We start from the raw sequence: 26,015 nt of genomic DNA, 5'->3' as shown, positions 1-26,015 counted from the left end.
GACGGGGACCCGGAGCCAGCCCAACCCCCTTCCTGGAGTCACGGTCACCCTCGTTTTTGACTCCAACTAGGGGGTTCACCACACACCCACCTCAACCCAACCCGCCCCGGTGTTTCGCGCTGCCCACAGTGACCGGCCGCGACACCCTCAACCGGTGTGCTCCGGTGCAGTGGCCCACCGGCCGCAGGCCGCGCTGTTCGGGGTCCGCCGCCCAGAATGACCGGCCGCGACACCCGACCCGTCAACGCTCCGGCGCAGGGGCAGGAATCGGCCGCCAGGCCGAGGGGTCGGGCGAAGCCCGAGGGGTTCGACCGAAGGCCGTGTTGGTCCCGCTCGGACCTCGACCACCCTTCCCCCTTTCCCGATAGCCGCCAACCCGCCGTCGTAGCGGAGCGGGTCAAGGTGGAGCGCCGTTGACGCGCGAAGCGCTCGATGGCGACGACCTTGAGGCGCGCAGCGGAGACGGCCACAATCGGGCGGCGGGAAAGGAGGACACCCCAGCCAACAGGGGCACCCCCACCAGAGAGGACACCTCAAGCCACAAGGGCAGCGGCAAAGGCAACCCCCACCAGAGCAGGCAACCCCAACTCCCCAGGGCAACCTCACCAGGCCTTCCAGAAGTCATCTGAGCTCCATGTGGGACGCCTCGAGAGTGGGGTACCCCCAGAATGGGACGCCCCGAGAAGTGGACATTTCCGCATCCAGCAGAGCCGCGGGCTATCCGACCCGCACTGGCCAGTAGCAGCGCTCTCGGCCGTGCCGGAACGCCGCCTCCGCGGGAAAAGACGTTGTGGACTTCGTGGGTACTCGGACACAGTGGCCCAGGCACAGACCTGATCGTCCTTAAGGGACCCTCACAGGAGGAGGAAGACCATGTCCACCCTTCGGGTGACCGCCGAGCGGCTCATGATCCACCCGCACCCCGACGCCGACGCGTTGGAGCTCGCGCAGGTCGGTCTGTTCCACGCGGTCGTCCCGAAAGGGGCCTACCGAACCGGTGAATGGGCGGTCTACATCCCCGAGAACGCCGTGCTGCCGGGCGAGCTCATCGAAGAGCTGGGCCTGACCGGAAAGCTCGGGGGCTCCAAGCGCAACCGGGTCAAGCCGATCCGGCTGCGCGGTGAGATGTCTCAGGGCATCGTCTGCCGACCCCCGAAGCTCGACGGCCGCGATCTCGCCGCCGACCACGAGGCCGGTACGGACTTCGCCGGTGACCTCGGGATCACCAAGTGGGTTCCGGAGGTCCCGCTGCACATGAGCGGCGAACTCACCCCCGCCCCCGACCTGCTCAGGTGGATCGAGGTGGAGAACGTCAAGCGCTACCCCGACGTGTTCGAGCAGGGGGAGCCGGTCGTGGCCACGGAGAAGATCCACGGCACAGCCTGCCTGTACACCCTGGTCACCGAGACGGGGGAGGGGTTCGTCTCCTCCAAGGGCCAGGGCGCCAAGGGCCTCGGTCTGGTGCACTCGGCGGACAACCTGTACTGGAAGGCGGTGGACGCACACGGCGTCGCCAAGGCCGCGCGCATGATCGCGGAGCGCTTCGGCGCCTCGCGGGTGGGCGTTTTCGGGGAGGTGTTCGGCTCGGGCGTGCAGGACCTGAAGTACGGCGAGACCGGACGCAGTGAACGGCCCGGCTACGCGGTGTTCGATGTGCGCCTCGACGTCGAGGGCGCCTCCCGGTGGATCGACGCCGCGGACCTGCCCGATCTCCTGGCGGAGACGGGTCTGCCCGCGATGCCGCAGCTGTATGAGGGCCCCTACGACGAGGCCGCGCTGTTCACGGCCGCGGAGGGCAGGGAGGCCTGGAGCGGGGCCTCCCTGCACCTGCGCGAGGGCGTGGTCGTCCGCCCCGCGTACGAGCGGTTCTCTCGGGTCCTGGTCGGACGGGCTATCGCCAAGTTCGTCTCGGACGCCTACCTCACCCGCAAGGGCGGCACGGAGTACGAATAGCGCCGCGAGTCATCGCTGGCCACGCGTGTCCGATCCCGCTGCCGCCCTCACCGGGCCTTCGCCTCGGTGGGGGCGGCAGCGGCCGTGGCCGGTATGCCCGTCACCGGTTCGTCGGTGACCAGGAAGGGGTCGAGGACCCCCGGGGCGGCCACGGCGGCGAACCGGGTGGACTCGTCGGCGGCGATGTCGGGTGCCTCGTACCCCCCGGCCCCGGCCGAGGTCATGGCCGACACACTCCGGAGGCCCAGCCAGCGCCACAGCACCGGCTCGGAGACCTGGCCCCCGCGGATCCGGTTCTCGTCGCGGTTGACCTCGCGGGTCCTGAAGAGCCCCAGCCGCGTCCGCAGCAGGGTGCCCTTCGTGCCGGGCACCCGGGCCAGCTGGAAGTTCCAGTACTCGGTCAGGAAGCTGACCGCCATCCCGGCCGCGCCGAGGACGCCCAGCGCGGCCACGCCCGCCAGGGCGGCCCACACCCAGTGGAGGCTCCACAGGTCGAGGAGGTTCAGGATCCGGCCGAAGGGATCGATCCCGAACACGGAACCAACCGCGAAGACGCCCCAGAGCAGGCCGACGGCGGGGACGTCGGCCCACACGTTGAACATGTTGTACACGAACCACCCGGGCCGGAACCCGGCCAGCACCCGGACCTGTCCGGTGTGCCCGTCCGGGGTCTTCTCGGCTCCGGCGGCCTCTCCATCCCTCTCGGCCTCTCCATCCCTCTCGGGCTCCCCGGCCCTTGGCGGCTGAGCGGAGGAACCGAACAGCAGGACTCGCCGCAGGCTCTGCGCCGCCTCTTTGGACACCGCGTCCAGCTCGAAGGCCGACTCGCCGGCGGCCGCCTGCTGTCCCGCGCCGATGTTGACCACGCGCAGGCCCAGGAGCCGGTGCCAGAGTTTGGCGTCCAGGTCCACGCTGCGGATCCGGTCCCTGCGCACCGAACGGTGGTTGCGGCCGAACACACCGGTCCGCAGCTCCACGTGCTCCCCGGTTACCCGGTAGCGGGTGAACACCCAGCGCAGCGCGTCACCCGTCGCGCCCAGCACCCCGAAGACCGCGACGGCCAGCAGCGGCCACAGGGTTCCGACCCCGAAGCCCTGCTCGAAGACCCACACCGCGATCACCATCGGGGCGAGTGAAAGCAGAGTCCACGCACCGTCGGCCCAGACCATCCGGATGCTCACAACCGGGACCAGGGGGCGCTGCCCGTGCCCCCAGTGCCCGTCCCCGGGCCCTCCGGGATGGTTCCCTCCGTGCCTTTCTCCACCGGGCTCATGTGGCATCACCGGGGGTCCGCTGGGTGATGCCGCGCAGGTTCTCTGCCACTTCGGCGGCCACCTCGTGGTTGAGCCCGCCGATCTCGATGGCGCCCCGGGACGAGGCCGTGGTGACCCGGCGTGGACAGCCCCAAGAGCTGCTCCTCGCGCAGGGCGCTCAACCAGGGGGCGCTCGGGCGCAAGTCGAAGGCGGGCGCCAAACCCTGGCTGCTCGGGATGGGCGGGGCCGGGCTGTTCGGCGCCGGACTCTTCCCCGGGGACCCGCTCAGCGGCTACCCGCCTGGCACCCCGGACCACATCGTCTACACCCCGCCGGGGATCGCGCACGACGCACTGTCGATGCTCTTCTTCCTGGGGATCCCCTTGGCTTGCGCCGCCTTCACCGTCTGGTCGCTCCGGACCCGCACGTGGGTGCTGGCCGCCTACTCCGTCCTCAGCGCGATCGGGTTCCTCACCTTCTTTTTCATCGCGAGCGAGGGCTTCATCCAGACACCCGGCTTCGTCGAGTGGGGCGGGCTCAACCAGCGAATCTCGATCGGCACCGGCCTCGCCTGGACCACGGTGGTCGCCCTCGTCCTGAACTCGCTGACCCGGCCCCGGGAGAGCCGGTCACGGCAGGACGCCGTGCATGCCGGGGCCAGCGCGCCCACACGGTCATGAGCCCTATCCCCTGAGCACTGACTCTTGGGCCCTGTCTGCGGCCGCCCCGGCTCAGGGTGTGGACGGCCACGACAACCAGGCCGCCGGGTTGGCCCCCAGGATCGCGGCCAGTACCCCGTCCCCGAGTTCGGCGCGCACCCGGGGCAGGAAGCGGGTCGGCAGGTAGTCCAGCCCCGGCATGCCGCCGTAGGCCCGGTACCGGGTGCGCCTGGCCACGTCACCGCCGAGGAGGAGGCGGTCCGGGCCGACCTTCCCCACGGTGCGGACCAGGCAGTCCAGTACCGCCGAATCGGACAGAGTCCGGTGCCGGGCCATGCCGTCGTAGCCCAGGTAGCAGCCGGTGGCGCACAGTTCCGCGTGCAGCACCGGGTCCGGGTTGCGGTCGGCGTGCGCGAGCGCGACCGACGAGGCCGGCACCCCCCACGAATCCAGGATCTCCAGGACCTCGAAGGCCGCGCTGCCGTGCTCCAGGTGCACCATGACGGGCGCGCCCGTCATCCGGTGGGCCGCGGCCACCGCCGCCAAGACCCGGTGCTCGAAGGGGGAGACCGACCAGTAGCCGACACCCGCCTTGAGGAGCCCGGCGCGTACGGGGGAGCCCCCCGAACCCGTTCCGGCCCCGACCTCCGTGCCTGAGCCCGCTTCCGCCGCCTCCTCGGTGAGGTCTCGGAGGAAGAGTTCCACCAGCCCCTCCTCCGTGAGCGCGAGCAGAGGGTCGCCCTCCCGGTAGTGCCCCTGCCGGTGACAGCCGGTGGTGGCGACGACGTTCAGGCCGCTCGTCTCCGCCACACGCGCACTGGCGGCCGGGTCCCGGCCGAGGCCGAGCGGGGTGGCTTCCACCAGAGCATCGATCCCGGCGGCACCGAGCATCGCCGCTTCGGCCCCGCTCGCCTCCTCGTCGTCCAGCTCGTCGCCGGGCAGGAGCGGACTCACCTGGAACAGGTGCTCGTGGTAGTCGGTCCGGCCGAGCCGCTGCGGCGGGATGTCCCCGAGCACCGTCCGGACGAACGCACCGGACCTCCCGGCCGTGGCAGTCCTCCTCACGGGCGTCACCGGACGCCCTCCGCCAGCTCGGACAGGCGGGAGACGTCCTCCTGGCTGATGCCCAGGTCGAAGACCTCGGCGATCGCCTGCGACCAGCCGTGCACGAAGTAGCGCCAGCCGTCCACGGAGTGCGCCCCGCCAGCCCGGGCCTGGTGCAGGAAGTCGAGTTCGCCGCGGTAGTTGATCTCCCACGCGATCGCACTGTCGGGGAACCGTGCCCGGTCCGAGATCGGAGAGCCCGGCAGGTCCTTGCCCATGCCGGTGGCGTTGACGACGAGGCTGCCCGGGGGCAGTCCACTCAACAGGTCGTCGGCCGGGCCGTCGACCACCACCGGTTCCAGGACCACCGGTTCCGGCCCGGGACCGCCGGGTGCCGCCTCGGCGAGGACCGTGCCCAGGGAGTCGAGCGGGCCCCGGTCCAGGGACGTAGCCACGATACGCGCCGGCCGGTCCGGGCGGTTGGCCAGGTACCAGGCGATGGCGGTGCCGGCTCCGCCGGAGCCGAGGACGAGCACGTCGCCCCCGGTGTCGGCGAAATGCGTCGGGGAGAGGAACTCCTCCAGGGACAAACCGGCGGTCAGCGGGTCCTTGGCGTGGCCCAGGAGTCGCCCGCCGCGCTTGGACACCGCCGACACCTCGCCGCACAGCCGCCCGAACCGGTCCACTTCGTCGAACAGGTCTCCGGCCGCCCGGTAGACCCCCGTCTTGTGGCTGGTGACGAGTGCTCCCGCGTACCGCTGGTCGTCGCGCAACAGCTCGACGGTCTTTCGGTAGTCCCCGTCCGGGGCGTCGAGCGGAAGGTCATGGCCGACCAGGTGCGCGCCGGGAAGCCCGAGGGCCTCGGCCCACAGCGGGAACACCCGTTGGATCGACGAACCGGCCGTGCTCACACCGATGAACCCCAGGGCGCTTCCTGGCTGGTCACTCATACACTCCTGCCTTCCCCGGTCTGTGGTGGCTCCGGCGCTCTGCGCTCTGGTCCCTCGTGTGCCGGTGCCGGTACGAGGCCCGGTGGTGTCCGGCCGTCGAGGACCGCCAGGACGTTGTGTACCGAACCCGCGCCCATCCGGTCGATCGCCTCCACCGTCTGCGCGCCCGAGTGGGGGGTGACGACCACGCGGTCGGCGAGGTCGGCGGCGAGGAGCGGAGACGGGTCCGCGTGTCCCTCGTGCGTGCCGTGTTCCGAGGCCAGGGTGTCCGCCGCGTACCCGGCCAGGGTCCCGGAGCGCAGCGCTGCGGCGACGGCTTCCTCGTCGACCGCGTCCGCCCGGGCCGTGTTCACCAGGAACAGCCCGGGTCGCGCGGAGTCCAGCCACGCGGCGCTGGCCACCCGCTCTCCGCCGGGGACGTGCAGGGTGACGGCGTCGCAGTTGGCAGCCAGGCCTTCGAGGGACGCGGGTTCGGCGCCGTACTCGCGCAGAACCGCGTCGGGTACGGCGGGGTCGTGGGCCAGGACCGTGCAGCCGAACCCGCGCACCCTGGCGGCGGCGGACCTCCCGATCCGGCCGAAGCCCGCGATGCCCAGGGTGAGGCTCCCCAGTTCCCGCCCGGGACGGGGTCGCCAGTGGCCCGCGCGCACGTCGCGGTCGCCCGCGGCGACCCCGCGCAGGGACGCCAGCAGCAGCCCGACGGCCAGGTCGGCGACGGCGGCGGAATTGGCCCCGGGCGTGTTGGCGACCGGGATCCCGAGTGCGTCGGCGGCCGCGCGGTCCACGTTGTCGACACCCACCCCGTGGCGGGCGAGCACACGGAGCCGCTTCGCGTGGCGCAGGTGCTCCGCCGTCACCGGTGCGGTACCGCAGATCCACGCCTTGGCCTCCTGCAACAACGGGGCCAGCGCCGCCATCGCGTGGCCCGTGGGGCCGTGCACCACCCGCAGCCCCGCACGCTCCAACTCCCCGACGAGGTCGGAGCTGCCGCGGCCGAACGACCGCGACGTGACGAGCACGTTCCCACGGGTCCCATCGCTCACGGGTGCCTCCTCTCGAACCAGGGCTCCAGCGCCGCGTAGGCGTCCTGGAAGGCTGAGTGCCGTTCGCGGAGGGTGCCGTGCCGCTCCGCGTCCGGTTCGAACTCGGCGGTGACCTCGGACAGGGAGCGCGCGGCGGACAGGTCGTCCAGGAGCCCCGTTCCGACGGCCGCGGTGACGGCGGCGCCGAGGCTGTTGGCCCCCTCCACGATCGACCGGCGCCGGACCGTGGTGCCCCAGGTGTCGGCGAGGATCCGCAGCCAGGCGTCGCTCAGTGCGCCGCCGCCGATCGCGTCCACGCGGTCCACCCGGCGGCCGGCGTCGGCGAACGCGTCCAGGCAGGTCGCGAGGTTGAACGCCACCCCCTCGAGGACCGCGCGGGTCAGGTGGGTGCGGTCGTGGTGCCGGGCCAAACCGACGAAGGCACCCCGGGCCAGGGCGTTCCAGTGCGGGGAGCGCTCTCCCATGAGATGGGGCAGGAAGTACAGGCCCGCGGTGTCGGCGGGGTCGGCCGCGCCCACGAGGCGGTCGATGCCCTCGCCTCCCGGGCCGCCGGGGAGCAGCAGTTCACCGATCCATTCCAGGGACGCCCCGCCCGCCTGCATCGTGGCCGTGGGCACGTAGTGGCCGGGGACGACGTGGTCGAAGGTCATGCTCCGGCGCATCGGATCGTGCAGGGGTTTCTCGGCCGACATGGAGATCCACGACGACGAACCGAGGTAGGTGTAGGCGCCGTCGCCCGGGCCGATCACCCCCGTGCCCAGCGCGGCCAGGGGCCCGTCCCCGCCGCCGACCACCACGGGGGTGCCGACGGCGAGCCCGGTCTCCGCCGCCGCGGACGCGGTGACCCCGCCCGCGACGGTGGTGGAGGGCACGATCGGCGGGAACAGGCCCGGGTCCACACCGGAGGCCTGCAGGACCTCGGCCGACCACGCGCCGGTGCCCTGGTCGTAGGCGTTGGTGCTGGAGGCGTCGGAGGGGTCGGTGACCAGTTCCCCGGTGAGCCGGTGCACCACGAAGTCCTTGGCCAGGCACACGTGTGCGATGCGGCGGTACGATTCCGGCTCGTGTGCGCGCAGCCACAGCAGCTTGGCGAGCGTGTAGGTGGGGTGCAGGCGGTGCCCGAGATGCCGGTAGGCGCGGTCGGCGCCGAGCCGGCCCTCGAGTTCGGCTGCTTCGTCCACGCTCCGGTGGTCGGCCCAGATCAGGGCCGGCCGGACCGGTTCGTGGGCGGAGTCGAGCACCACGGCCCCCATCATCTGGCCGCTGAAGCCGACGGCCCGCACCGACGCGGGGCTGGTTCCGGTCGTGGCCAGGAGCGAGCGCGTCGCCGCGCACACGGCCGCCCACCAGTCCTGCGGGTGCTGTTCGGCCACCCCGCCGTCGGCGTAGTGCGCGGGGTAGTGCTCTGTCGCCGAGGTGACGAGTCGGCCGTCGTCGTGGTGCAGTGAGGCCTTGTTGCCGGTGGTTCCCAGGTCGTGCGCGATGATCATGCGACTCCTCAGGGGGTGGGGAGGTGGCGGTGCGGGTTCAGGGTGAGTACGGCAGGAACTCGTGGGTACCCGGCCCGCCGGAACCGCCCCGGGCACGGACCACGCGGCGCCCCATCCCGTGGGTGAGGACCCATTCGTAGTCGTGTCCGGCGTCGCCCGGGTAGACCGCGAGGAAGCGGTACGGCTCGTCGCCGACGTTCACACTGCGGTGTGCCCACCCCGGGGGGATGTAGCCGATGACCCCCTCGGCCATGTCGACCCAGGCGCTCTCCCGTCCGTCGTGCATCAGCAGCCCGCCCACGCCGGACAGGCCCACGTAGATCTCACCGCGTGCCCTCGTGTGCTGGTGGCCCTTGGTCATGTGCAGCTCGCCGCCGACGGCGCCCGGGTGGATGGTGGTGATGGACTGGGGCAGCTCCCCGGCCAGTTCGGGCACGGGTGAGGACGCGACCTCGTAGACCACGGGATCCCCCGCCTCGACCGCCGCAGACCAGGCCTCAGCGTCGGCGAAGAGCCCTTCGAGCGCCGACATCCTGCGGGTCAGCACCGGCCCCCGGGGTTCGAGGGCCGCGCGGTCGGCGGTGGCGGTGATCCCCATCGGCGGGACGGGCCGGGCGGTGAACTCAGGCATCGGTACTTCCTCCCTGTTCGGACGCGTCCTGTGCGCGCGGTTTCCTGGACGGGGTGCGGCGGCGGTACGACTGCAGCTGGTCCATGGCGACGGCTACGAGGATCAGCACGCCGATCGCGATCTGGAGGTAGAAGGGGTCGATCCCGAGGAGGGTCCCGCCGTTGTTGAGGATCCCGACGATGAGTGCGCCGAGGAACGCCCCCAGCGCGGTCCCCCGTGCCCCGAACAGGCTGGCGCCGCCGATCACGCAGGCCGCGATAGCACTGAGTTCGTAGGTCGTGCCGGCCGTGGGGACCCCGTTGGCGAGGCGGGAGGCGAGCAGGATCCCGGCGACCCCGGCGAGCAGTCCCGACGCTGTGAACACGCTGATCTGAACCGCGCGTACCGGGACACCGGACAGGCGCGCCGCCTCCTCGTTGGCGCCGACCGCGTACACGTAGCGCCCCCACACCGTGCGGCGGAGGGCGAACGTGACCGCCAGCAGCACGATGAGGGTGATCCAGATCAGGTTGGACAGGCCGAGGAACGTGCTGTTGGCGATCGCTACGAATTCGGGCGGGAGCGGCTGGATGGTGCGTCCGCCCGAGATCAGCAGAGTGAGCCCGCGCGCGATGCCCATGAAGCCCAGCGTCACGATGAAGGCGGGGATGCGCACCACCGAGACCAGCAGGCCGCTCGTGGCGCCCACCGCCGCGCTGGCCAGCAGCGCCAACAGGATCGCGACGGCCACGGGGAGGGCGCCCGAGGTCTCGTACACGGCGGTGGCCGCGATCACGCCGGACAGGCCCACCACGGATCCGACGGAGAGGTCGATCCCCCGGGTGAGGATCACCAGTAGCTGCCCCATCGCGATGATCGCGTAGATGGAGACCTGGCGGCCGAGGTTGTCGAGGTTGGTGAGGGTGAGGAAGGAGTCCGTGGTCAGGGCGAGCGCCACGACGAGGACGATCAGCACGGGGATACCGTTGACGCCCCGGCCGAGCATCTGCCGTGCGGTCAGGACGTCCTCGGAACGGGACCCCGCCCGGTCCCCGTCCTGGCTGACCGCTTCCTTGCCGGAATCAGTGGTCATGGGGTCGCTCCTTCTCGTCCGATCGGGGCTTCCCGGTGCCGTCGGCCCTCTCGGGGGTGCCGACGGACCTTTCGGGGGTGCCGCCGGCGCCGTCGGTACCCGCGGTGTCGAGGCTGGCGTGGCGGGCGATCTCGGCCTCGGAGGTGTCGGCTGCCCGGAGGTCGGCGGTGAGGCGCCCGCCCCGCATGACCGTGATGCGGTCGCAGAGGCCGAGCAGCTCCGGCAGGTAGGAGGAGACGACCAGGACCGCCATTCCCCGTTCAGCTAGGCCGGCGACGAGCTGGTAGATCTCCGCTTTAGCACCCACGTCGACGCCCTTGGTGGGCTCGTCCAGGAGGAGGACGCGGGCGTCCAGGGCGAGCCAGCGGGCGAGCAGCATGCGCTGCTGGTTTCCGCCAGACAGCGATGACGCCGGGTCGTCCAGGTCGCGGTACCGCAGTCCGAGGCCCTCGATAGCGGCGTCGGCGTGTCGGCGCGTCCACGACGGCGACACGTAGCCCCAGCGGGACCCCCGCGTGTAGCTGGCGATGGCGATGTTCTCCCGGATGGAGAGCCCCGGCAGGAGGCCGGACTCCTTGCGGTCCTCCGTGAGCATGCCGATGCCGTGTGCCGCCGCAGCTCTGGGGGAGTTCCTCGGCACCTCGGCGCCGTCGACCAGTACCGCACCTCCTTGGACGGCGTCGGCGCCGAAGACGGCCTGGAGTAGTTCGGTCCGCCCGGCCCCCACCAGACCGGCCAGGCCCACGATCTCCCCGGAGTTCACCGTGAGGTCCACGGGGTCGGGGAAGGCGGGTGCGGTCAGGCCGCGCACCTCCAGCCGCGGCGTGCTGCCGGGGGAGCGCGGGTCGGGGTAGAGGGCGTCGACCGACCGGCCCACCATCGCCTCCACCAGACTGCCCGGGGTGAACTCGGAGATCGGTCGTGTGGTGACGTGTGAGCCGTCGCGCAGCACCGTGACGGTGTCGCCCACCTCGAACATCTCCTCGATGCGGTGCGTGATGTAGAGGACCGCGATGCCCTGGGCGGACAGTGCGCGGACGTGTTCCAAGAGCACGGCGGTCTCGGAGTCCGACAGCGCGGTGGTGGGTTCGTCGAAGACCACCAGGCGGGCCTCGTCCCCGAGGACCCTGGCGATCTCCACGAGCTGCCTGGTCGCCATGGGCAGGTCACCCACGACGCTTTCGGCCGACAGGTCGGCCAGACCGACGCGGGCCAGCAGTTCCCGGGCCAGACGGGCCCGGCCCCGTCGGTCGACCAGGCCGAAGACCGACGGAAACCGTCCCATCAGCAGGTTGTCCTGGACACTGAGCTGCGGCAGGAGGCTGAGCTCTTGGTAGACCGCTCCGACACCGGCCTCGCGCAGCCTGGCGGGCGTGGGGTGGTGGCCGATCGCCTCGCCGTCCACTGCGTACGTGCCTTGGTCCCGGGGCTCGGCGCCGGTGAGCAGCCGGATCAGGGTCGACTTGCCCGCCCCGTTCTCGCCAGCGACACAGCGGACCTCGCCGGGTGGGAGGCGCAGGTCGACCCGGTCGAGGGCGCGCACCGGGCCGTAGGACTTGCTGAGGCCCACGGCCTCGACGACGGGTGCCCCGCCCCCTGCCGACGCCGTTTCCGCCGAGGACCGCGGCGGGCCGGGCCGCTGTGGTCGCTCACTCATCGCCACCCGCTATCCGGTCGTGGTGGGCGGGTCGAGCAGGACCTGCAGGTCGTCGTCGTCGATGTTGTCGATGTCGACGACGACCGCCCCCGGGTCGAGTTGGACCGGGGCGATGCGGTCGGAGGCGGTCATAGCGGCCTCCACCACGCCCTGGTAGCCGAAGAAGACGGGGTTCTGCACGATGAGCGCGTCGATGCTGCCGTCCCGGACCGCCTCCACCTCGGCGGGGTCGGAGTCGAACGCGACCACGGAGACCTCGTCGGAACCGAACTCGTCCACCGCGCGGGCGGCGCCGGTCCCGGAGGTGTTGTTGTCCGCGAACACACCGGCCAGGTCGGGGTTGGAGTTGAGGGCGTCCGCCACATCGGTGACGGCGGTGTTGATGTCGTTCTCGTTCACCAGGGTCTGCGTGATCTCGGCGTCCGGGCAGTCGCTGGCCAGGCCCTGCTCGAAACCCTCGAAGCGGTCGATGAGTACCTGCTGGCCGGACGCGCCGGACTCGTGCAGGACCTGTCCGTCCTCCTCACCGCGCTCGCCGAGCAGGTCGCACATGCGCTCGCCGGCCTGCTCGCCGGCCTTGATGTTGTCGGTGCCGATGAACCCGTCGTGATCGGTCTCCACGGCGTTGTCCGCGATGATCACCGGAATCCCGGCGTCGCGGGCGCGGTCGATGGTGCTGTCGAGGGCCGTGGAGGAATTGGGTGCCAGCACGATCGCGTCGACCCCCCGGGTGATCGAGTCCTCGAGCATGCTCACCTGCTCCTCGATGTCGGCCTCGGACGTGGGGCCGGTGAGGTGGACGTCCACGCCGAAGTCCTCTCCGGCCTGTTCCGCCCCGGCGAGCATCGACTGCCAGAAGTCGGAGTCGGTGGCCTTGACGAGGACGTCGACACGGAGTCCGGCGGCCTCGGACCCGGCGGCCTCCTCCGTGGCGGCGCCGCCGAAGACGGCCCGGCCGCCGATGACGCCGATGGCGAGGGCGAGTACCACGGCGAGTCCGGCGAGGGTTGGGGAAACGTTCCTGGGGCGTCTCATGGGTCGATCACTCCCGTTCGGGTGTGCCATCGCCCTGTGTGTTGCCCCCCGTCTGCGATGGCGCGGAGATTTCCGGGGAGTGTAATCCTGTAATGACAAGTGACGCAAGTCTCATCGGAGAAGCTTCCGCCACCCCGCCCCCGCCAGACGGCCCGGGGGCGGGGCACCCTCCGGGGCAGCGGGAGCCTGGGCGGAGCTCAGTCCTCGTCGGTGACGATCATGAGCGGGCGCGGCGGGGACCCCGGATCTGAAATACGGGTCAGCTCGACCTCCATGCGGCTGCGGTCGCCCCGGTGGAAGGCCACGAAGCTCTCCACGGGCCGCCCTTCGGCGTTCACGCTCAGGCTCCTCAGCACGAGCACCGGGGAACCCGCCCGCACCCCCAGGTCCGAGGCGAGCGAAGGGCTGGCCACGGACGCCTCGATCGTGCGGCGTCCGCGTGCCAGGCGCACCCCGTAGGACTGCTCCAGGAGCCGGTACAGCGACTGTTCCGCGAGGTCCTCGTCCACCAGCCCAGGGGCGATCTCCTCGGGCAGGTCGGTCACCGTCAGCACCCAGGGGACGTCGTCGACGAACCGCAGGCGCTCGATGTGCACCACCGGGTGCCCCACCTCGACCCCGAGCTCGGCGGCGACCCGGCTGTCGGCTCGGCGGGACTCCAGGCTCCGCACCTCGCTGCGCAGGTGCGAACCGCGCGCCTCGGCGTCCTCGAACAGGCCGGTCAGCGACTGGGCCAGGCCCTCGTTCACTTTGGGCCCGGCCACGAAGGTGCCCCGCCCTTTGAGCCGCTCGATCACGCCCGCGTACTCCAGTTCGGTGAGCGCCTGGCGCACCACCGTGCGGGAGACGTCGTAGGTGAGGCACAGCTCGTGGTCTCCCGGGAGCCGTGCCCCGGCCCTGAGCCCGCGGCGCTCGATGTCGGCCAGCAGGATCTGTTTGAGCTGGTGGTAGTACGGCATCGGCGACGTACGGTCGATGGTCATCATGTAATGAGAGGATAACCAGCCGCCCGTCGGTCGGCGCGATCGGTTGAGGTCACGCCCCAGGAGTCTGGACGCGTAGGCGCCCGGGGGTGACGGTGGCCGGTTCGGGCATGCGGAGCGGTCCGGCGCCCGGGGTGAGGCGGCCAGCGATCGGCGCCCTGCGGGCACCGGTGCAGGACGGCACGGAGCCGGCGAGTCCGTGCCAGCTGAGGAAGCCGATCAGCGCGAACAGGTAGGCCTCCTTGGCGTCGCTGTCCATCCCGAGGTCTTCAGAGGTGCCCAGCCGCGCGGGGCCGAGCCGGTCGGCCAGCCGCTCCATCAGCACGGGGTTGTGGGCGCCGCCTCCGGAGGCGAGGACCTCGGCCACACGGAGGGGGCGCAGCGCGTCCGCGACGGTGGCGGCGGTGACCTCCACCAGGGTGGCGAGCAGGTCCGCGCCCGAGAGGTCCGTGCCCAGGGTCTTGCCGCTGCCGCGCAGGGCGGCGTCGAGGTGGTCGGGGCCGAACAGCTCCAGTCCGGTGGTCTTGGGCGGGGGCAGCTGGTAGTAGGGCTCGGCGAGCAGGTATTCCAGCAGCGCGGGGTCGGGGCGGCCGGCCCCGGCGAGCGCGCCGCCCGCGTCGAAGTTCTCCCGGCCATCCGTGACTAGGCGCATCGCGGCGTCCATGAGGGCGTTGGCCGGGCCGGTGTCGAATGCCTGGGGCGGGCTCCCCTCGCGCGCGACCGTGACGTTGGCGATCCCGCCGAGGTTGAGCGCCGCGGTGGGTTCCGTGTGCCCACCGAGCAGCAGCAGGTCCAGCGTGCTCGCCAGCGGGGCGCCCTGACCTCCGGCGGCCACGTCGGCCACCCTCAGGTCCGACACCACGGGAAGGCCGGTGGCCTCGGCGATCCACGCGGGCTGGCCGAGCTGGAGAGTCCCGTGCACCGTGCCGCCTTCGGCCCAGTGGAAGAGGGTCTGCCCGTGCGTGGCGACCAGGTCGGCCCGCCCGTCGGTGAACTCCTCGATCCCGCTTCGGGCCGCCTCCCCGAACTCCTGACCGATGCGCGTGTCCAGCTGGCACACGGCCTCCATCGTGGTCCGGGCCGGTGGCAGCGCCTCCCGGATCTGCCGGAGCAGGGGCGCGGAGTAGGGGCGGGTGAGGTGGCCCAGCGGAGTGAGCCGCACCAGGTCGCCGTCCAGCTCCATGCGGGCGGCGGCGACGTCGATCCCGTCCGCCGAGGTACCGGAGGAAACACCGATGACGATCATGCGGCTCCTAAGCCAGGGGTGGTGCGTGTGAGGTGTCGACCGGGGGTCGGCACCCGACGTTACCCGCCGGGAACCCGCAGGGCATCACCGGTATGCCGTGTGCGACGGCAGCGTCCCCCGGCTCCGGCCGAGGGATCACTGGACGGTGGCGAGGGCCGCCCTGGCGGGTCAGCGCCGTCGGCGGCTCGACCGGGTCCCGTACCCGGCCATGTGCACGGCCAGGAAGGCCAGTCCGGCGAGAGCCGTAGTCGTGGGGGTAACGAAACCCTCGATGCTCTGGCCGAGGAGCTCCAGGAGAAGGGCGATTCCGAACAGGACCGCCGCGGTGATCGCGAACACGGTGCCTCCGGGGGGTTGGTCGGCACTGCGGTTGGAGTTGCGGTCTACCCGGAAGCCGCCCGGGTAACCGGATTCCCGGGCGGCGCCCCCGTGGTCCTACCGTGCTCAGCTCAGGTGGTGCACCTCCTGCAGCCCGTACACGGGGGTGGGGATGTCCTCGTGGCGGGCCTTGAGCTGGAGCGCGAGGTACAGCGAGTAGTGCCGTGACTGGTGCAGGTTGCCCCCGTGGAACCAGAGCCCTTCCTGCCGGGTGGGTTTCCACATGTTGCGCTGCTCGCCCTCCCACGGGCCGGGGTCCTTGGCCGTGTCCGAACCGAGGCCCCACACCTTCCCGACCCGGTCGGCGACCTCCTGGCTGATCAAGTCGGCGGCCCATCCGTTCATCGACCCGTAGCCTGTCGCGTACACCACGAGGTCGGCCGGGAGCTCCGTGCCGTCCTCGAGAACCACGGAGTCCTCGGTCAGCTCACGGACCTGGCCGTGCGCGAGCTTCACGTCCCCGTCGGCGACGAGGTCGGCGGCGCCCACATCGATGTAGTAGCCCGACCCTCGGCGCAGGTACTTCATGAACAGCCCGGACTCGTCGTCGCCCCAGTCGAGCCGGAACCCGGCCCTCGCCAGGCGTTCGTAGAAGTCCCGGTCGCGCTCCTTGATCGCGGCGTAGATCGGCTGCTGGAACGTGTGCATGATCCGGTACGGAAGTGATGCGAAGGTGAGGTCGGCCTTGTGCGTCGTCATGCCCGCGGCCAGGGCGCGCTCGGAGTAGAGGTCGCCTAGCCCGAGGTCCATCAGGGAGTCGGAGCGCACGATGTGCGTGGACGAGCGCTGCACCATCGTCACGTCGGCGCCGTTCTCCCACAGTGCACCGCAGATGTCGAAGGCCGAGTTGTTCGACCCGACGACCACGGCCCTGCGGCCCCGGTAGGCGTCCGGGCCGGGGTGCTCGGAGCTGTGGTGCTGCTCCCCGCCGAACCGGTCCTGTCCCGGGAGCTCGGGCACGTTGGGTTTGCCGGACATGCCGGTGGCGAGCACCAGGTGCTTGGGACGCAGCGTGAGCTCCTCGCCGTCCCGGTCGACGACGACGGTCCACTCGCCGCTCTCCTCGTCGTAGGCGGCGCTCTCACAGGTGGTGGAGGACCAGTAGTTGACCTCCATGACCTTGGTGTACATCTCCAGCCAGTCCGCGATCTTGTCCTTGGGGGCGAACACGGGCCAGTTGCGCGGGAAGTCCAGGTAGGGGAGGTGGTCGTACCAGACGGGGTCGTGCAGGCAGAGTGACTTGTACCGGTTGCGCCACTGGTCGCCGGGCCGGGCGTGGCGGTCGACCACCACGTACGGGACGCCGAGCTGGGTGAGCCGGGCCCCGAGCGCGATCCCGCCCTGGCCGCCGCCGACCACCACCACGTAGGGCTGGCGGCTGCGGCCCATCTCCTCGACTTCGGCTTCGCGGGCCTCGGCCCAGGTCACCCGGTCGCTGCGGGCACCGTGCACCGTACCCAGCGGGCGCGATGCGCCCGCGGACTCCTCGTGTCCCTTGAGCTCGTAGAGGGTCGTGAGGAGGGTGAACGCGCCCTCCTCGGTCAGGCGCAGGTGCCCGCGCCCGCGGCCGACCGCGGTCTCGAAGCCGATCCAGGCCTCGACCACCCCGTCGCTCTCGGTCGGTTCCTCCTCGGTGTGGAAGCCCGACGGGTCCGCGGTATCGAGGACGGAGGCCAGCAGGTCCGCCACGCCTTCGGGCCCCTCGACGGTCCGCAGGTTCCAGGTGAACGCGACCAGGTCGCGCCAGAAGCTCGTGGCGGCGAACATCCCCGCCGCCCGTCGGGTGTCGCGCGCGGTGAGCGCGGCCTCGAAGTCCGCGAGCCACGCGTCGACGCGTCGCTGGGGAGTGGACAGTCCAGACGAGTCCGCCTCGGATTCGGTGAAGAGTGTCATGGGACAGCCTCCTTGGCGTAATGTGACTGTCATCACAGGACAAATCGGTGCGCGGCGCACAGAGTTGCGGATGATTGCACGGGGCGGCCGCACGGAGTGGTGGACCCCCGGGTGTCGGCGCATTCGCGCACCCCAGGACGGACTGCGCGAGGACGGTGAGTCGTGAGAGGCTTCAACGCGATCGCTCCCGGCACCGACCTGCCCGCCCACGCCCGGTCCCTGCACCGGACCCGCAGCGCGGTCATCGGCGGGGACCGGCCCCCCGAACACCCGCGCACCCTCGTTGCCCGCTCCTGGTCGCGGGTGCTGGAGATGGGCGTCGACCCCGACGGCGCCAACCCCCGGCTCGTTCTCCCCCTCGACCAGATCGAGCGGCGGCGCCGAGAGTCCCCGCTGGCACCGGTGGTGGACGAGTTGCGCCGGATGCTCGCCGACGTCGCGGAGGCCTCACAGTGCCTCATGGTGATCACCGACGCCGACGGCGTCATCCTCTGGCGGGACGGCGCCACCCGGATCCGGATGCGTGCAGACAGCCTCGGCTTCGGGGAGGGGGCCTCCTGGACGGAGCGAGCGGTGGGCACCAACGCGATCGGTACCGCAATAGCCGAAGCCCAGCCGGTGGAGCTGTTCGCCGCCGAGCACTTCGAGAAGGGGCAGCTCCCCTGGTACTGCACCGCTGCGCCGATCCACGACCCCCGGACCGGGGCGATGCTCGGTGTCGTCGATGTCAGTGGTCCGGCGCTGACCCTGCACCCGCTGGTCGGCGCGCTCGTCGCGAGCGCCGTGCGCCTGGCCGAGATGCGCCTGGCCCGCTACCACGAGCAGAGCCTCGAGCGGCTGCGCGCGTCCGCGGGCCCGAGGGTAGCGGGCGCTTCCGGGCCCCTGTTGCTCGTCGACGAGGACGGTTGGGTGGCGCACAGTGCGGGGCTCGCCGCCCGGGAGCGTGTCGCCGCTCCGGTGGAGGACCGGGCGCTCACCGTGCCCGGCCTGGGGGTGTGCCTGCCGGAGCCGGTCCGGGGAGGCTGGTTGGTACGCCCGTGCGGTGACACGACCACGGTGGCGCTGAGGCTGGACCTGTCCGGGCCGCCCGCGCTCGAGGTCACCGGCGGGAGCGCCCCTTGGCGGAGCCCGCTGAGCACCAGGCACGCCGAGATCCTGCTGTCGCTGTACCTGGCGGGGCCGGCCGGCCTGAGCGCGTCGGCCCTGAGCCGGGCGCTTCACGGGGACGGGGACCACGTCGTCAGTACCAGGGCGGAGGTCTCCCGGCTGCGCAGGGCCGTGGGGTCGGTGGTGGCGTCGCGGCCCTACCGGATCGAGGACGGGGTCCGCCTCACCGTGGACACGGGCGGCGCCGAGCGCTTGGACGACTGCGCGTTCGTCCGCACCAGTGCCAGCCACGGAGTGCGTGCCCTCCTCCCGCCCTGAGGAGCCGAGCCCGCCGGTCCTGCAGGGCGGTTGCCGGGTCCAGGAACGTGTGTGCCTGCCGGGTCCGAAGGTGCGCGTTCGGCGTTGCCGCGTGCCGCTGCGGCCCGTACGGATCTAGTGTGGCGGTGATCAAACCCGTGGTCATGGCCGCAGTTTGCATGTTCATACATTTACGTGCATACTTTTTGCATGTCCAAGGTGCTCACTTCCCTGCCTGTCGGTGAACGTGTCGGAATCGCCTTCTCCGGAGGCCTCGACACGTCCGTAGCGGTCGCGTGGATGCGCGAGAAGGGCGCGGTCCCCTGCGCTTATACCGCCGACATCGGCCAGTACGACGAACCCGACATCGCCTCGGTGCCCGGTCGTGCCACCGACTACGGGGCGGAGTTCGGCCGCCTTGTCGACTGCCGTGAGGCCCTGGTGGAGGAAGGGCTCGCCGCTCTCGCCTGCGGAGCGTTCCACATCCGCTCCGGCGGCCGCGTGTACTTCAACACCACCCCGATCGGCCGGGCCGTCACCGGCACCCTGCTGGTGCGGGCCATGCTCGAGGACGGCGTCCAGATCTGGGGTGACGGCTCCACCTACAAGGGCAACGACATCGAGCGGTTCTACCGCTACGGACTGCTCGCCAACCCCTCCCTGCGCATCTACAAGCCGTGGCTGGACGCCGAGTTCGTCACTGAGCTCGGCGGCCGCAAGGAGATGTCGGAGTGGCTGGTCGCACGGGACCTGCCCTACCGGGACAGCACCGAGAAGGCCTACTCCACCGACGCCAACATCTGGGGCGCCACACACGAGGCCAAGGCACTCGAGCACCTCGACACCGGCATCGAGATCGTCGACCCCATCATGGGCGTGCGGTTCTGGGACCCCGAGGTCGAGGTCGCCACCGAGGACGTGACGATCGGCTTCGAGAAGGGCCGTCCGGTCAGCCTCAACGGCAAGTCCTTCGCCACCTCCGTCGAGCTGGTCCTCGAGGCCAACGCGATCGGCGGCCGCCACGGCATGGGCATGTCCGACCAGATCGAGAACCGGGTCATCGAGGCCAAGAGCCGCGGTATCTACGAGGCCCCGGGTATGGCGCTGCTGTTCGCCGCCTACGAGCGGCTGGTCAACGCCATCCACAACGAGGACACCCTCGCCACCTACCACAACGAGGGACGCCGCCTCGGCCGGCTCATGTACGAGGGGCGCTGGCTGGAGCCGCAGGCCCTGATGCAGCGCGAGGCCCTGCAGCGCTGGGTGGGCACCGCGGTCACCGGCGAGGTGACCCTCCGCCTGCGGCGAGGGGACGACTACTCGATCATGGACACCACCGGCCCGGCGTTCAGCTACCACCCGGACAAGCTGTCCATGGAGCGCACCGAGGACTCCGCGTTCGGTCCGAGCGACCGCATCGGCCAGCTGACCATGCGCAACCTCGACATCGCCGACTCCCGCGCCAAGCTGGAGGAGTACTCCGCCCTGGGCATGGTCGGCGACTCGCACCCGACGTCGATCGGCGCCGCCCAGGCCGCCTCGACCGGCTTGATCGGCGCGATGCCCGAGGGCGGTGCCGAGACGATCGCCTCCCGCGGCCAGGGCTCCGAGGACGACCTGCTCGACTACGCGGCCATCGAGGCCGGCACCGACTGATCCGGCATAGGAATCGGGCGGCCCGCCGCCCACCGCTTCCGTCCGCCCCGCCCGGTCCACAGAGCGGGGCGGACGTGTGTCCGGGGCCGGGGCCGAGCTGGCTGGTCAGGCGGGAGCGGCCGCCTCGATCGCACCCCACGTGAGGCTCTCCAAGTGGGGCCCGAGCACCCTGCCTTCGGTGAGGAGGGTCTCGCTAGCCCGGTCGCCCAACTCCGCGCGCAGTTCCCCCTCGTGTTCGCGGATCAACGCGTAGAGGCGCCCCCACCACTCCGGCCCGGCCGGAGGGGGTGGCCGGGGTGGACCTGGGCCTGACGTCCCTGGCGGTGGTCGCCGACTCCGACGGTGGGGTGTGGCAGGTGGCCAACCCCCGCCACCTGGAGGGGGCACTGACCGACCTGCGCCGGGCCTGCCGGAGGGTGTCGCGGCGCCGGGGCCCGGACCGGCGCACCGGGCGCCCTCCCTCGAAGCGGTGGGTCAAGGCCGACCGGGCCCGCAACAGGGTGCACCACCGGGTGGCGAATGTGCGCACTGATGCGCTGCACCACCTGACCACCAGTGTGGCGCGCGAGTACGGCACGGTGGTCATCGAAGACCTGAACGTGGCCGGGATGGTCAAGAACCGGCGTCTGGCCCGTCGCATCTCTGATGCGGGGTTCGGGCAGATCCGCCGCCAGCTGGACTACAAGACCGCCTGGAATGGCGGGCGCCTGGTGGTGGCCGACCGGTGGTTCGCCAGTAGTAAGACCTGCTCGGGGTGCGGGGCGACGAAAGCCAAGTTGCCGCTGCACGTTCGGGTGTTCGACTGCGACGCATGTCCCCTCGTGCTGGATCGGGATGTCAACGCAGCACGCAACCTCGCCGCCCTGGCGGCGCAGGTGGGCAGTACCGTACCGGAGTGGCCGGAGACCGGGGAGCGAGGGCTCCGAAGGCCCGTGGAGCCGACCGTAGGGCCCGCACCACCCGCACCCGCCGCAGGGCGGGTGCGGGGCGGGCCGGTGGCGCAAGACCGCACAAGCGGAAGGAAACGGGACACCGTCGTCAGGACACCCAACCCAGGTTGTGGTGACCCCGTCACGGACCTTTCGTGCACACATGCACGGGATGCTGATGATTGCTTAAGACATCAGCAACGGTACTGCTCATCCCACGCGCGTGCCCACAGGTCCCCGAGCAGAGGGCTGCCGTACTGGGCGCGGAACTGGGCGTCGAAGAGGTCGGGGGTCATCTCCCCGATGTCCGCTGTCTGGGATTCGCCGGTAGCGGGCGGGTGTTCGTTCGACAAGAGCCGACTCCTCGAGATCGGGGGTGGTCCTCGCACCAGAGTCTCGCAGCGGTCCCCAGCCGGGGGATTCCAGGCCGGAGGAGTGCCGTAAGTCCTGGTCATGCGGGTGGAGGCCGGGTCCTTCGGCCCTACACCGGACTAAGTACAAAACTTGACTTACTCCAGAAAACGCGGCAGACTTCGAGGCATGCCAACCCCTTCGGATTTCGAGCAGATGCTGCGCGAGTCCGCCCTGCGGGTGACGAGCCCTCGGTTAGCGGTGCTGACCGCCGTGCACGACCACCCGCACGCGGACACGGAGTCGATCATCGACGTCGTGCGGGGGAACCTCGGCACGGTGTCCAATCAGGCCGTCTACGACGTGCTCAAGGCGCTGACCAGTGCGGGGCTGGTGCGACGCATCCAGCCACAGGGCACCGTGGCCCGTTACGAGACGCGGGTCGGGGACAACCACCACCACGTCGTGTGCCGGTCCTGCGGTGCCATAGCCGACGTCGAGTGCGCCGTCGGCCACGCACCCTGCCTGACAGCGTCCCACGGCCACGGCTTCGCGATCGATGAAGCCGAAGTCGTCTATTGGGGCGAGTGCGCCGAGTGCTTCAGCGCACACAGCCCCTGAAACAGCAAGTTCACCCCTTCCCTAAGGAAGTCGATGTCTGAGAACAACGACGTAGTCGCGCCCACACCCGCGGAGAACCAGGGCGGCGGCTGCCCGGTCGCGCACGGTGCCCGGGCCCCGCACCCGACCGCCGGCGGTGGCAACCGCGGCTGGTGGCCGAATCAGCTCAACCTGAAGATCCTGGCCAAGAACACCCCCGTGTCGAACCCGCTGGGCAAGGACTTCGACTACGCGAAGGCCTTCGAGGCCCTTGACCTGGACGCCGTGAAGGCGGACATCGCCGAGGTCCTGACCACCTCCCAGGACTGGTGGCCGGCCGACTTCGGGCACTACGGCCCGCTCATGATCCGCATGGCCTGGCACAGCGCGGGCACCTACCGCTCGCACGACGGCCGTGGCGGCGGCAGCGCCGGCCAGCAGCGGTTCGCGCCGCTGAACAGCTGGCCGGACAACGTCAACCTGGACAAGGCCCGCCGCCTGCTGTGGCCGGTCAAGAAGAAGTACGGCCAGAACATCTCCTGGGCCGACCTCTATATCCTCACCGGCAACGTCGCGCTCGAGTCGATGGGTCTCAAGACCTTCGGCTTCGGCGGTGGCCGCGAGGACGTGTGGGAGCCGGACGAGGACGTCTACTGGGGTCCCGAGACCGGCTGGCTCGACGACGAGCGCTACACCGGCGACCGTGACCTCGAGAAGCCGCTGGCCGCCGTCCAGATGGGCCTCATCTACGTCAACCCTGAGGGCCCGAACGGCAACCCGGACCCGATGGCCGCCGCTCGCGACATCCGCGAGACCTTCGGCCGCATGGGGATGAACGACGAGGAGACGGTCGCCCTCATCGCCGGCGGTCACACCTTCGGCAAGACCCACGGCGCCGCCCCGGACGACAACCTCGAGGCCGACCCCGAAGAGGCCGGTTTGGAGATGCAGGGCCTGGGCTGGAAGAACCAGCACGGTGCCGGCAAGGCGGGCGACACCATCACCTCGGGTCTCGAGGTCACCTGGACCACCACGCCCGCGCAGTGGGGCCAGGGCTTCTGGAAGAACCTGTTCGAGTACGAGTACGAGCTCACCAAGAGCCCGGCCGGCGCGAACCAGTGGGTCGCCAAGGACGCCGAGGAGATCATCCCCGACGCCCACGACGCCACCAAGAAACACAAGCCGACCATGCTCACCACGGACCTGTCGCTGCGCGTCGACCCGGTCTACGAGCCGATCTCGCGCCGCTTCTACGAGGACCCCGAGGCCTTCGCCGACGCGTTCGCCCGCGCCTGGTACAAGCTGACCCACCGCGACATGGGCCCGAAGGCGCGCTACCTCGGCCCGGAGGTCCCCGAGGAGACGCTGATCTGGCAGGACCCGCTGCCCGCCCAGGAGGGCGAGGTCATCGGTGACGCCGAGATCGCCGAGCTGAAGACGAAGATCGCCGAGTCCGGTCTGTCCGTCGCCCAGCTCGTGTCCACCGCGTGGGCCTCTGCGTCGAGCTACCGCGACAGCGACAAGCGCGGCGGCGCCAACGGCGCCCGCATCCGCCTGGAGCCGCAGATCGACTGGGAGGTCAACAACCCGGCCGAGCTGCGCGGCGCCCTCGCCAAGCTGGAAGGCGTCGTGGAGGCGTTCAACGCCTCCTCCGCCAAGAAGGCCTCCCTCGCGGACGTGATCGTGCTCGCCGGCGGTGTCGGTGTCGAGCAGGCCGCCAAGGCGGCCGGCCAGGACGTCACCGTCCCGTTCACCCCGGGCCGCGTGGACGCCACGGCCGAGCAGACGGACGCCGAGTCGTTCGCCTACCTCGAGCCGGTCGCCGACGGCTTCCGCAACTACTACGGCAAGCAGAACCGCCTGCCCGCCGAGTACCTGCTGCTCGACAAGGCGAACCTGATGGGTCTGAGCGCGCCGGAGACCACCGTCCTGGTGGGCGGCCTGCGCGTGCTGGGCGCCAACTACGACAACTCCGACGTGGGTGTGCTCACCGACAAGCCGGGCACGTTGACGAACGACTTCTTCGCCAACCTGCTCGACTTCGGCACCAACTGGGCGCCGACCGGTGAGACCTCCGCGACGTCGCAGACGTTCGAGGCAAAGGACGACTCCGGTGCGGTCAAGTGGACCGGCAGCCGCGTCGACCTGGTGTTCGGCTCCAACTCCGAGCTGCGCGCCGTGGCCGAGGTGTACGCCTCCGACGACGCCAAGGAGAAGTTCGTCCAGGACTTCGTCGCGGCGTGGACCAAGGTCATGAACGCCGACCGGTTCGAGATCGCCTAAGGTCGCGTTCGTGTGCCCTCCTCCATGAGCGGCACCCGGATCCGGAACCGGCCCGACCGCCTCGGTCGGGCCGGTTTCCGTTGGGGCGGCTCTCCGGCACAGCGGACGGAGTGGGCTGGTTCACCCGCCTCCGCGACAGGACGCGTCAGGCCACTTCGGGCCCTGGGGTAGTGTCCTGGCGCGAACGGCCGGTACTGTCATGCGGCGAACCGTGCTCGCCGCGGGCAGCAGCCAAGGTGGCGGCCGTTCGCTCCTGTGTGAGAACTGTGCAGACGCGGGTGGCGTTGGTCTCGCTACCGCGAATCGGGTTGAACCCGAAGATAACGAAGTGGTATCGATAAGAGATATGCGTGTCGATCAGACCCCCGTGAGCCGCCCAGCGTCGGTGCCGACCGCCCCCGCCCCGGCAACGAGCTGGATCGATTTTGCCCGGGTCGTCGCGGCCGCGGCCGTCGTGATCGTCCATACGATCTCGCCGCTGGTGAGCACCGCCTACGCGGACCTCAACACCCCGCCCTGGTGGGTCGCGAACGTCCTGGACTCCGCGCTGCGGTGGTGCGTGGCGGTGTTCGTGATGCTCAGCGGGGCCTTGCTGCTGCGCCCGCGGGACGAGAACACCGGGGACTTCTACCGCAAGCGGTGGGCCAAGATCGGCGTGCCCCTGGTGGTGTGGACCGCCGGCTACCTGCTCTGGATGCGGTGGCGCGACGACATCAGCCTCGCCGACGCCGCCGGTCAGGCCGCTTCGGGATCGCCCTCGATCCACCTGTACTTCCTGTACATCATCGCTGGCCTGTATCTGTTCACACCGTTCCTGCGGACGGTGGTGGCCCACACGTCGCGCTCCGGGCTCTGGTGGTTCGTCGGAGTGTCGCTGGCTGTGGGCGTCACCGACCAGATCCTCGCCATGGTCGACGGTGCGGGCGGCGTGACCGCCGTGACGCAGTTCGTGCCCTTCCTCGGCTTCTACATGCTCGGGTACCTGCTGCTGCACAGCGAGCCGAACCCTCGGGCGACCCGCTTCGGCGCCGTCTCCTTCACCGTAGGAGTCACCGTCATCGCGGTGGGCGCGTGGGTGGCGACCATGGTGCAGGGGGAATGGGGGACCGGCGGCGAGTACGTGTACGACTTCCTGTCCCCGCCGATGGTGCTCGCGGGTGTGGGCGCCTTCCTGCTGCTGCGCGCCGGGGGACTGCGCCTGGCGGAGGCCACCGGACCCGTGGCGGTCAGGGCGACCAAGGCCGTCGGTGCGCTGTCCGGACTGAGCTTCGGCGTCTACCTCGTACACGTCATGGTCCTGAACACACTGCGCGACATCGGCGGCACCTTCGAGGGCACCCAGGCATTGATGGCGGCGAGCGGCTACGCGATCGCGACCGCTGCCATCAGCCTCCTCTTGGTGGCCGTCGCACAGCGGATCCCGCTGCTGCGCGCGACGGTCTGACCGTGCTCCCTCGCTGAACAGGCACCCGCTCCTGTGACGCCCCCACCGCCTGCTGGCCGG

The 26,015-nt window shown here is 71.0% G+C and carries 22 protein-coding genes and 1 pseudogene; 8 read left to right on the top strand and 15 right to left on the bottom strand.

Going from position 1 to position 26,015, the window contains the following annotated elements:
* Nucleotides 1-873: 873 nt before the first annotated feature.
* Nucleotides 874-1,953 carry an RNA ligase (ATP) gene (locus ACYVD1_RS17775; protein WP_460773787.1) on the top strand — a complete coding sequence of 360 codons (1,080 nt, stop codon included), beginning with the start codon at nt 874-876 and terminating at the stop codon, nt 1,951-1,953.
* A 47-nt stretch (nt 1,954-2,000) separates the two neighbouring features.
* Here ACYVD1_RS17775 and ACYVD1_RS17770 read toward each other — a convergent pair whose 3' ends face one another.
* Nucleotides 2,001-3,134, bottom strand: coding sequence for a PH domain-containing protein (locus ACYVD1_RS17770; RefSeq protein ID WP_460773783.1), 1,134 nt, complete (start codon nt 3,132-3,134; stop codon nt 2,001-2,003).
* 213 nt (nt 3,135-3,347) lie between these two features.
* Between ACYVD1_RS17770 and ACYVD1_RS17765 the strand changes: the two genes are divergently transcribed.
* On the top strand, nt 3,348-3,887 hold the full coding sequence (locus tag ACYVD1_RS17765) for a DUF998 domain-containing protein (protein WP_460773780.1): 540 nt from the start codon (nt 3,348-3,350) through the stop codon (nt 3,885-3,887).
* 51 nt (nt 3,888-3,938) lie between these two features.
* Here the strand turns inward: ACYVD1_RS17765 and ACYVD1_RS17760 are convergent, their stop codons facing one another.
* From ACYVD1_RS17760 to ACYVD1_RS17705, 12 genes are all read right to left on the bottom strand, one after another.
* Nucleotides 3,939-4,931, bottom strand: coding sequence for a phosphotriesterase family protein (locus tag ACYVD1_RS17760; protein ID WP_460773778.1), 993 nt, complete (start codon nt 4,929-4,931; stop codon nt 3,939-3,941).
* Between the two features lie 5 nt (nt 4,932-4,936).
* Complete coding sequence (locus ACYVD1_RS17755; RefSeq protein ID WP_460773774.1) at nt 4,937-5,860, bottom strand: shikimate dehydrogenase family protein; 924 nt, start codon at nt 5,858-5,860, stop codon at nt 4,937-4,939.
* Complete coding sequence (locus tag ACYVD1_RS17750; RefSeq protein ID WP_460773771.1) at nt 5,857-6,903, bottom strand: NAD(P)-dependent oxidoreductase; 1,047 nt, start codon at nt 6,901-6,903, stop codon at nt 5,857-5,859. Before ACYVD1_RS17750 ends, ACYVD1_RS17755 begins: the two co-directional genes overlap by 4 nt.
* The gene (xylB, locus tag ACYVD1_RS17745; protein ID WP_460773769.1) at nt 6,900-8,393 is read right to left on the bottom strand and encodes a xylulokinase; all 1,494 of its coding nucleotides are present in this window, start codon (nt 8,391-8,393) and stop codon (nt 6,900-6,902) included. Before xylB ends, ACYVD1_RS17750 begins: the two co-directional genes overlap by 4 nt.
* 37 nt (nt 8,394-8,430) lie before the next feature.
* Nucleotides 8,431-9,024: a glucose-6-phosphate isomerase family protein gene (locus ACYVD1_RS17740; protein ID WP_460773767.1), complete on the bottom strand. Its 594-nt coding sequence runs from the start codon at nt 9,022-9,024 to the stop codon at nt 8,431-8,433.
* The gene (locus ACYVD1_RS17735) at nt 9,017-10,096 is read right to left on the bottom strand and encodes an ABC transporter permease (RefSeq protein ID WP_460773763.1); all 1,080 of its coding nucleotides are present in this window, start codon (nt 10,094-10,096) and stop codon (nt 9,017-9,019) included. Before ACYVD1_RS17735 ends, ACYVD1_RS17740 begins: the two co-directional genes overlap by 8 nt.
* Nucleotides 10,086-11,753 (bottom strand): sugar ABC transporter ATP-binding protein, encoded by a 1,668-nt coding sequence (locus ACYVD1_RS17730; protein WP_460773761.1) that lies wholly within the window; start codon nt 11,751-11,753, stop codon nt 10,086-10,088. The genes ACYVD1_RS17735 and ACYVD1_RS17730 overlap by 11 nt, the downstream gene beginning before the upstream one ends.
* Before the next feature lie 9 nt (nt 11,754-11,762).
* A complete protein-coding gene (locus tag ACYVD1_RS17725) occupies nt 11,763-12,788 on the bottom strand; it encodes a substrate-binding domain-containing protein (RefSeq protein WP_460773756.1) in 1,026 nt (341 codons plus the stop codon).
* 197 nt (nt 12,789-12,985) lie between these two features.
* Nucleotides 12,986-13,774, bottom strand: a complete 789-nt coding sequence (locus tag ACYVD1_RS17720; RefSeq protein ID WP_460773753.1) for a GntR family transcriptional regulator — start codon at nt 13,772-13,774, stop codon at nt 12,986-12,988.
* A gap of 49 nt (nt 13,775-13,823) precedes the next feature.
* Complete coding sequence (locus tag ACYVD1_RS17715; RefSeq protein ID WP_460773750.1) at nt 13,824-15,017, bottom strand: anhydro-N-acetylmuramic acid kinase; 1,194 nt, start codon at nt 15,015-15,017, stop codon at nt 13,824-13,826.
* A gap of 168 nt (nt 15,018-15,185) precedes the next feature.
* The gene (locus ACYVD1_RS17710; protein ID WP_460773746.1) at nt 15,186-15,356 is read right to left on the bottom strand and encodes a hypothetical protein; all 171 of its coding nucleotides are present in this window, start codon (nt 15,354-15,356) and stop codon (nt 15,186-15,188) included.
* A 105-nt stretch (nt 15,357-15,461) separates the two neighbouring features.
* Entirely contained in the window at nt 15,462-17,288 is a 1,827-nt protein-coding gene (locus ACYVD1_RS17705) for a flavin-containing monooxygenase (RefSeq protein ID WP_460773744.1), read from the bottom strand.
* A 162-nt stretch (nt 17,289-17,450) separates the two neighbouring features.
* Here ACYVD1_RS17705 and ACYVD1_RS17700 point away from each other — a divergent pair, with 162 nt between their 5' ends.
* Both ACYVD1_RS17700 and argG read left to right on the top strand, forming a co-directional pair.
* Nucleotides 17,451-18,713, top strand: a complete 1,263-nt coding sequence (locus tag ACYVD1_RS17700) for a GAF domain-containing protein (RefSeq protein ID WP_460773740.1) — start codon at nt 17,451-17,453, stop codon at nt 18,711-18,713.
* Nucleotides 18,714-18,902: 189 nt separating this feature from the next.
* Entirely contained in the window at nt 18,903-20,348 is a 1,446-nt protein-coding gene (argG, locus tag ACYVD1_RS17695) for an argininosuccinate synthase (protein ID WP_460773738.1), read from the top strand.
* Nucleotides 20,349-20,453: 105 nt separating this feature from the next.
* Here argG and ACYVD1_RS17690 read toward each other — a convergent pair whose 3' ends face one another.
* The gene (locus ACYVD1_RS17690) at nt 20,454-20,594 is read right to left on the bottom strand and encodes a hypothetical protein (protein WP_460773735.1); all 141 of its coding nucleotides are present in this window, start codon (nt 20,592-20,594) and stop codon (nt 20,454-20,456) included.
* A gap of 41 nt (nt 20,595-20,635) precedes the next feature.
* On the opposite strand from ACYVD1_RS17690, the pseudogene ACYVD1_RS17685 reads away from it, so the two are divergent.
* Nucleotides 20,636-21,151, top strand: a pseudogene (locus ACYVD1_RS17685) (RNA-guided endonuclease TnpB family protein); the annotation flags it as partial.
* 320 nt (nt 21,152-21,471) lie between these two features.
* On the opposite strand, the gene ACYVD1_RS17680 reads toward ACYVD1_RS17685, so the two are convergent.
* Nucleotides 21,472-21,630 carry a hypothetical protein gene (locus tag ACYVD1_RS17680; protein WP_460773796.1) on the bottom strand — a complete coding sequence of 53 codons (159 nt, stop codon included), beginning with the start codon at nt 21,628-21,630 and terminating at the stop codon, nt 21,472-21,474.
* 187 nt (nt 21,631-21,817) lie between these two features.
* On the opposite strand from ACYVD1_RS17680, the gene ACYVD1_RS17675 reads away from it, so the two are divergent.
* The 3 genes from ACYVD1_RS17675 (at nt 21,818) to ACYVD1_RS17665 (ending at nt 25,955) form a co-directional block, all read left to right on the top strand.
* On the top strand, nt 21,818-22,249 hold the full coding sequence (locus ACYVD1_RS17675) for a Fur family transcriptional regulator (protein WP_460757740.1): 432 nt from the start codon (nt 21,818-21,820) through the stop codon (nt 22,247-22,249).
* Between the two features lie 33 nt (nt 22,250-22,282).
* Nucleotides 22,283-24,511, top strand: coding sequence for a catalase/peroxidase HPI (gene katG, locus ACYVD1_RS17670; protein ID WP_460773731.1), 2,229 nt, complete (start codon nt 22,283-22,285; stop codon nt 24,509-24,511).
* Nucleotides 24,512-24,857: 346 nt separating this feature from the next.
* Complete coding sequence (locus ACYVD1_RS17665) at nt 24,858-25,955, top strand: acyltransferase (protein WP_460773728.1); 1,098 nt, start codon at nt 24,858-24,860, stop codon at nt 25,953-25,955.
* The last annotated feature ends 60 nt before the right edge of the window (nt 25,956-26,015 follow it).

The organism is Nocardiopsis nanhaiensis (assembly GCF_054778635.1).
This window is presented reverse-complemented; position numbering and strand designations above follow the sequence as displayed.

Bases quoted from the DNA above. Each gene is read 5' to 3' on its own strand.
- ACYVD1_RS17775 (WP_460773787.1), top strand. From the start codon at position 874: ATGTCCACCCTTCGGGTGACCGCCGAGCGGCTCATGATCCACCCGCAC.
- katG (WP_460773731.1), top strand. From the start codon at position 22,283: ATGTCTGAGAACAACGACGTAGTCGCGCCCACACCCGCGGAGAACCAG.
- xylB (WP_460773769.1), bottom strand. From the start codon at position 8,393: ATGATCATCGCGCACGACCTGGGAACCACCGGCAACAAGGCCTCACTG.
- ACYVD1_RS17735 (WP_460773763.1), bottom strand. From the start codon at position 10,096: ATGACCACTGATTCCGGCAAGGAAGCGGTCAGCCAGGACGGGGACCGG.
- argG (WP_460773738.1), top strand. From the start codon at position 18,903: ATGTCCAAGGTGCTCACTTCCCTGCCTGTCGGTGAACGTGTCGGAATC.
- ACYVD1_RS17740 (WP_460773767.1), bottom strand. From the start codon at position 9,024: ATGCCTGAGTTCACCGCCCGGCCCGTCCCGCCGATGGGGATCACCGCC.
- ACYVD1_RS17675 (WP_460757740.1), top strand. From the start codon at position 21,818: ATGCCAACCCCTTCGGATTTCGAGCAGATGCTGCGCGAGTCCGCCCTG.
- ACYVD1_RS17665 (WP_460773728.1), top strand. From the start codon at position 24,858: ATGCGTGTCGATCAGACCCCCGTGAGCCGCCCAGCGTCGGTGCCGACC.
- ACYVD1_RS17715 (WP_460773750.1), bottom strand. From the start codon at position 15,017: ATGATCGTCATCGGTGTTTCCTCCGGTACCTCGGCGGACGGGATCGAC.
- ACYVD1_RS17705 (WP_460773744.1), bottom strand. From the start codon at position 17,288: ATGACACTCTTCACCGAATCCGAGGCGGACTCGTCTGGACTGTCCACT.
- ACYVD1_RS17725 (WP_460773756.1), bottom strand. From the start codon at position 12,788: ATGAGACGCCCCAGGAACGTTTCCCCAACCCTCGCCGGACTCGCCGTG.
- ACYVD1_RS17730 (WP_460773761.1), bottom strand. From the start codon at position 11,753: ATGAGTGAGCGACCACAGCGGCCCGGCCCGCCGCGGTCCTCGGCGGAA.
- ACYVD1_RS17755 (WP_460773774.1), bottom strand. From the start codon at position 5,860: ATGAGTGACCAGCCAGGAAGCGCCCTGGGGTTCATCGGTGTGAGCACG.
- ACYVD1_RS17720 (WP_460773753.1), bottom strand. From the start codon at position 13,774: ATGATGACCATCGACCGTACGTCGCCGATGCCGTACTACCACCAGCTC.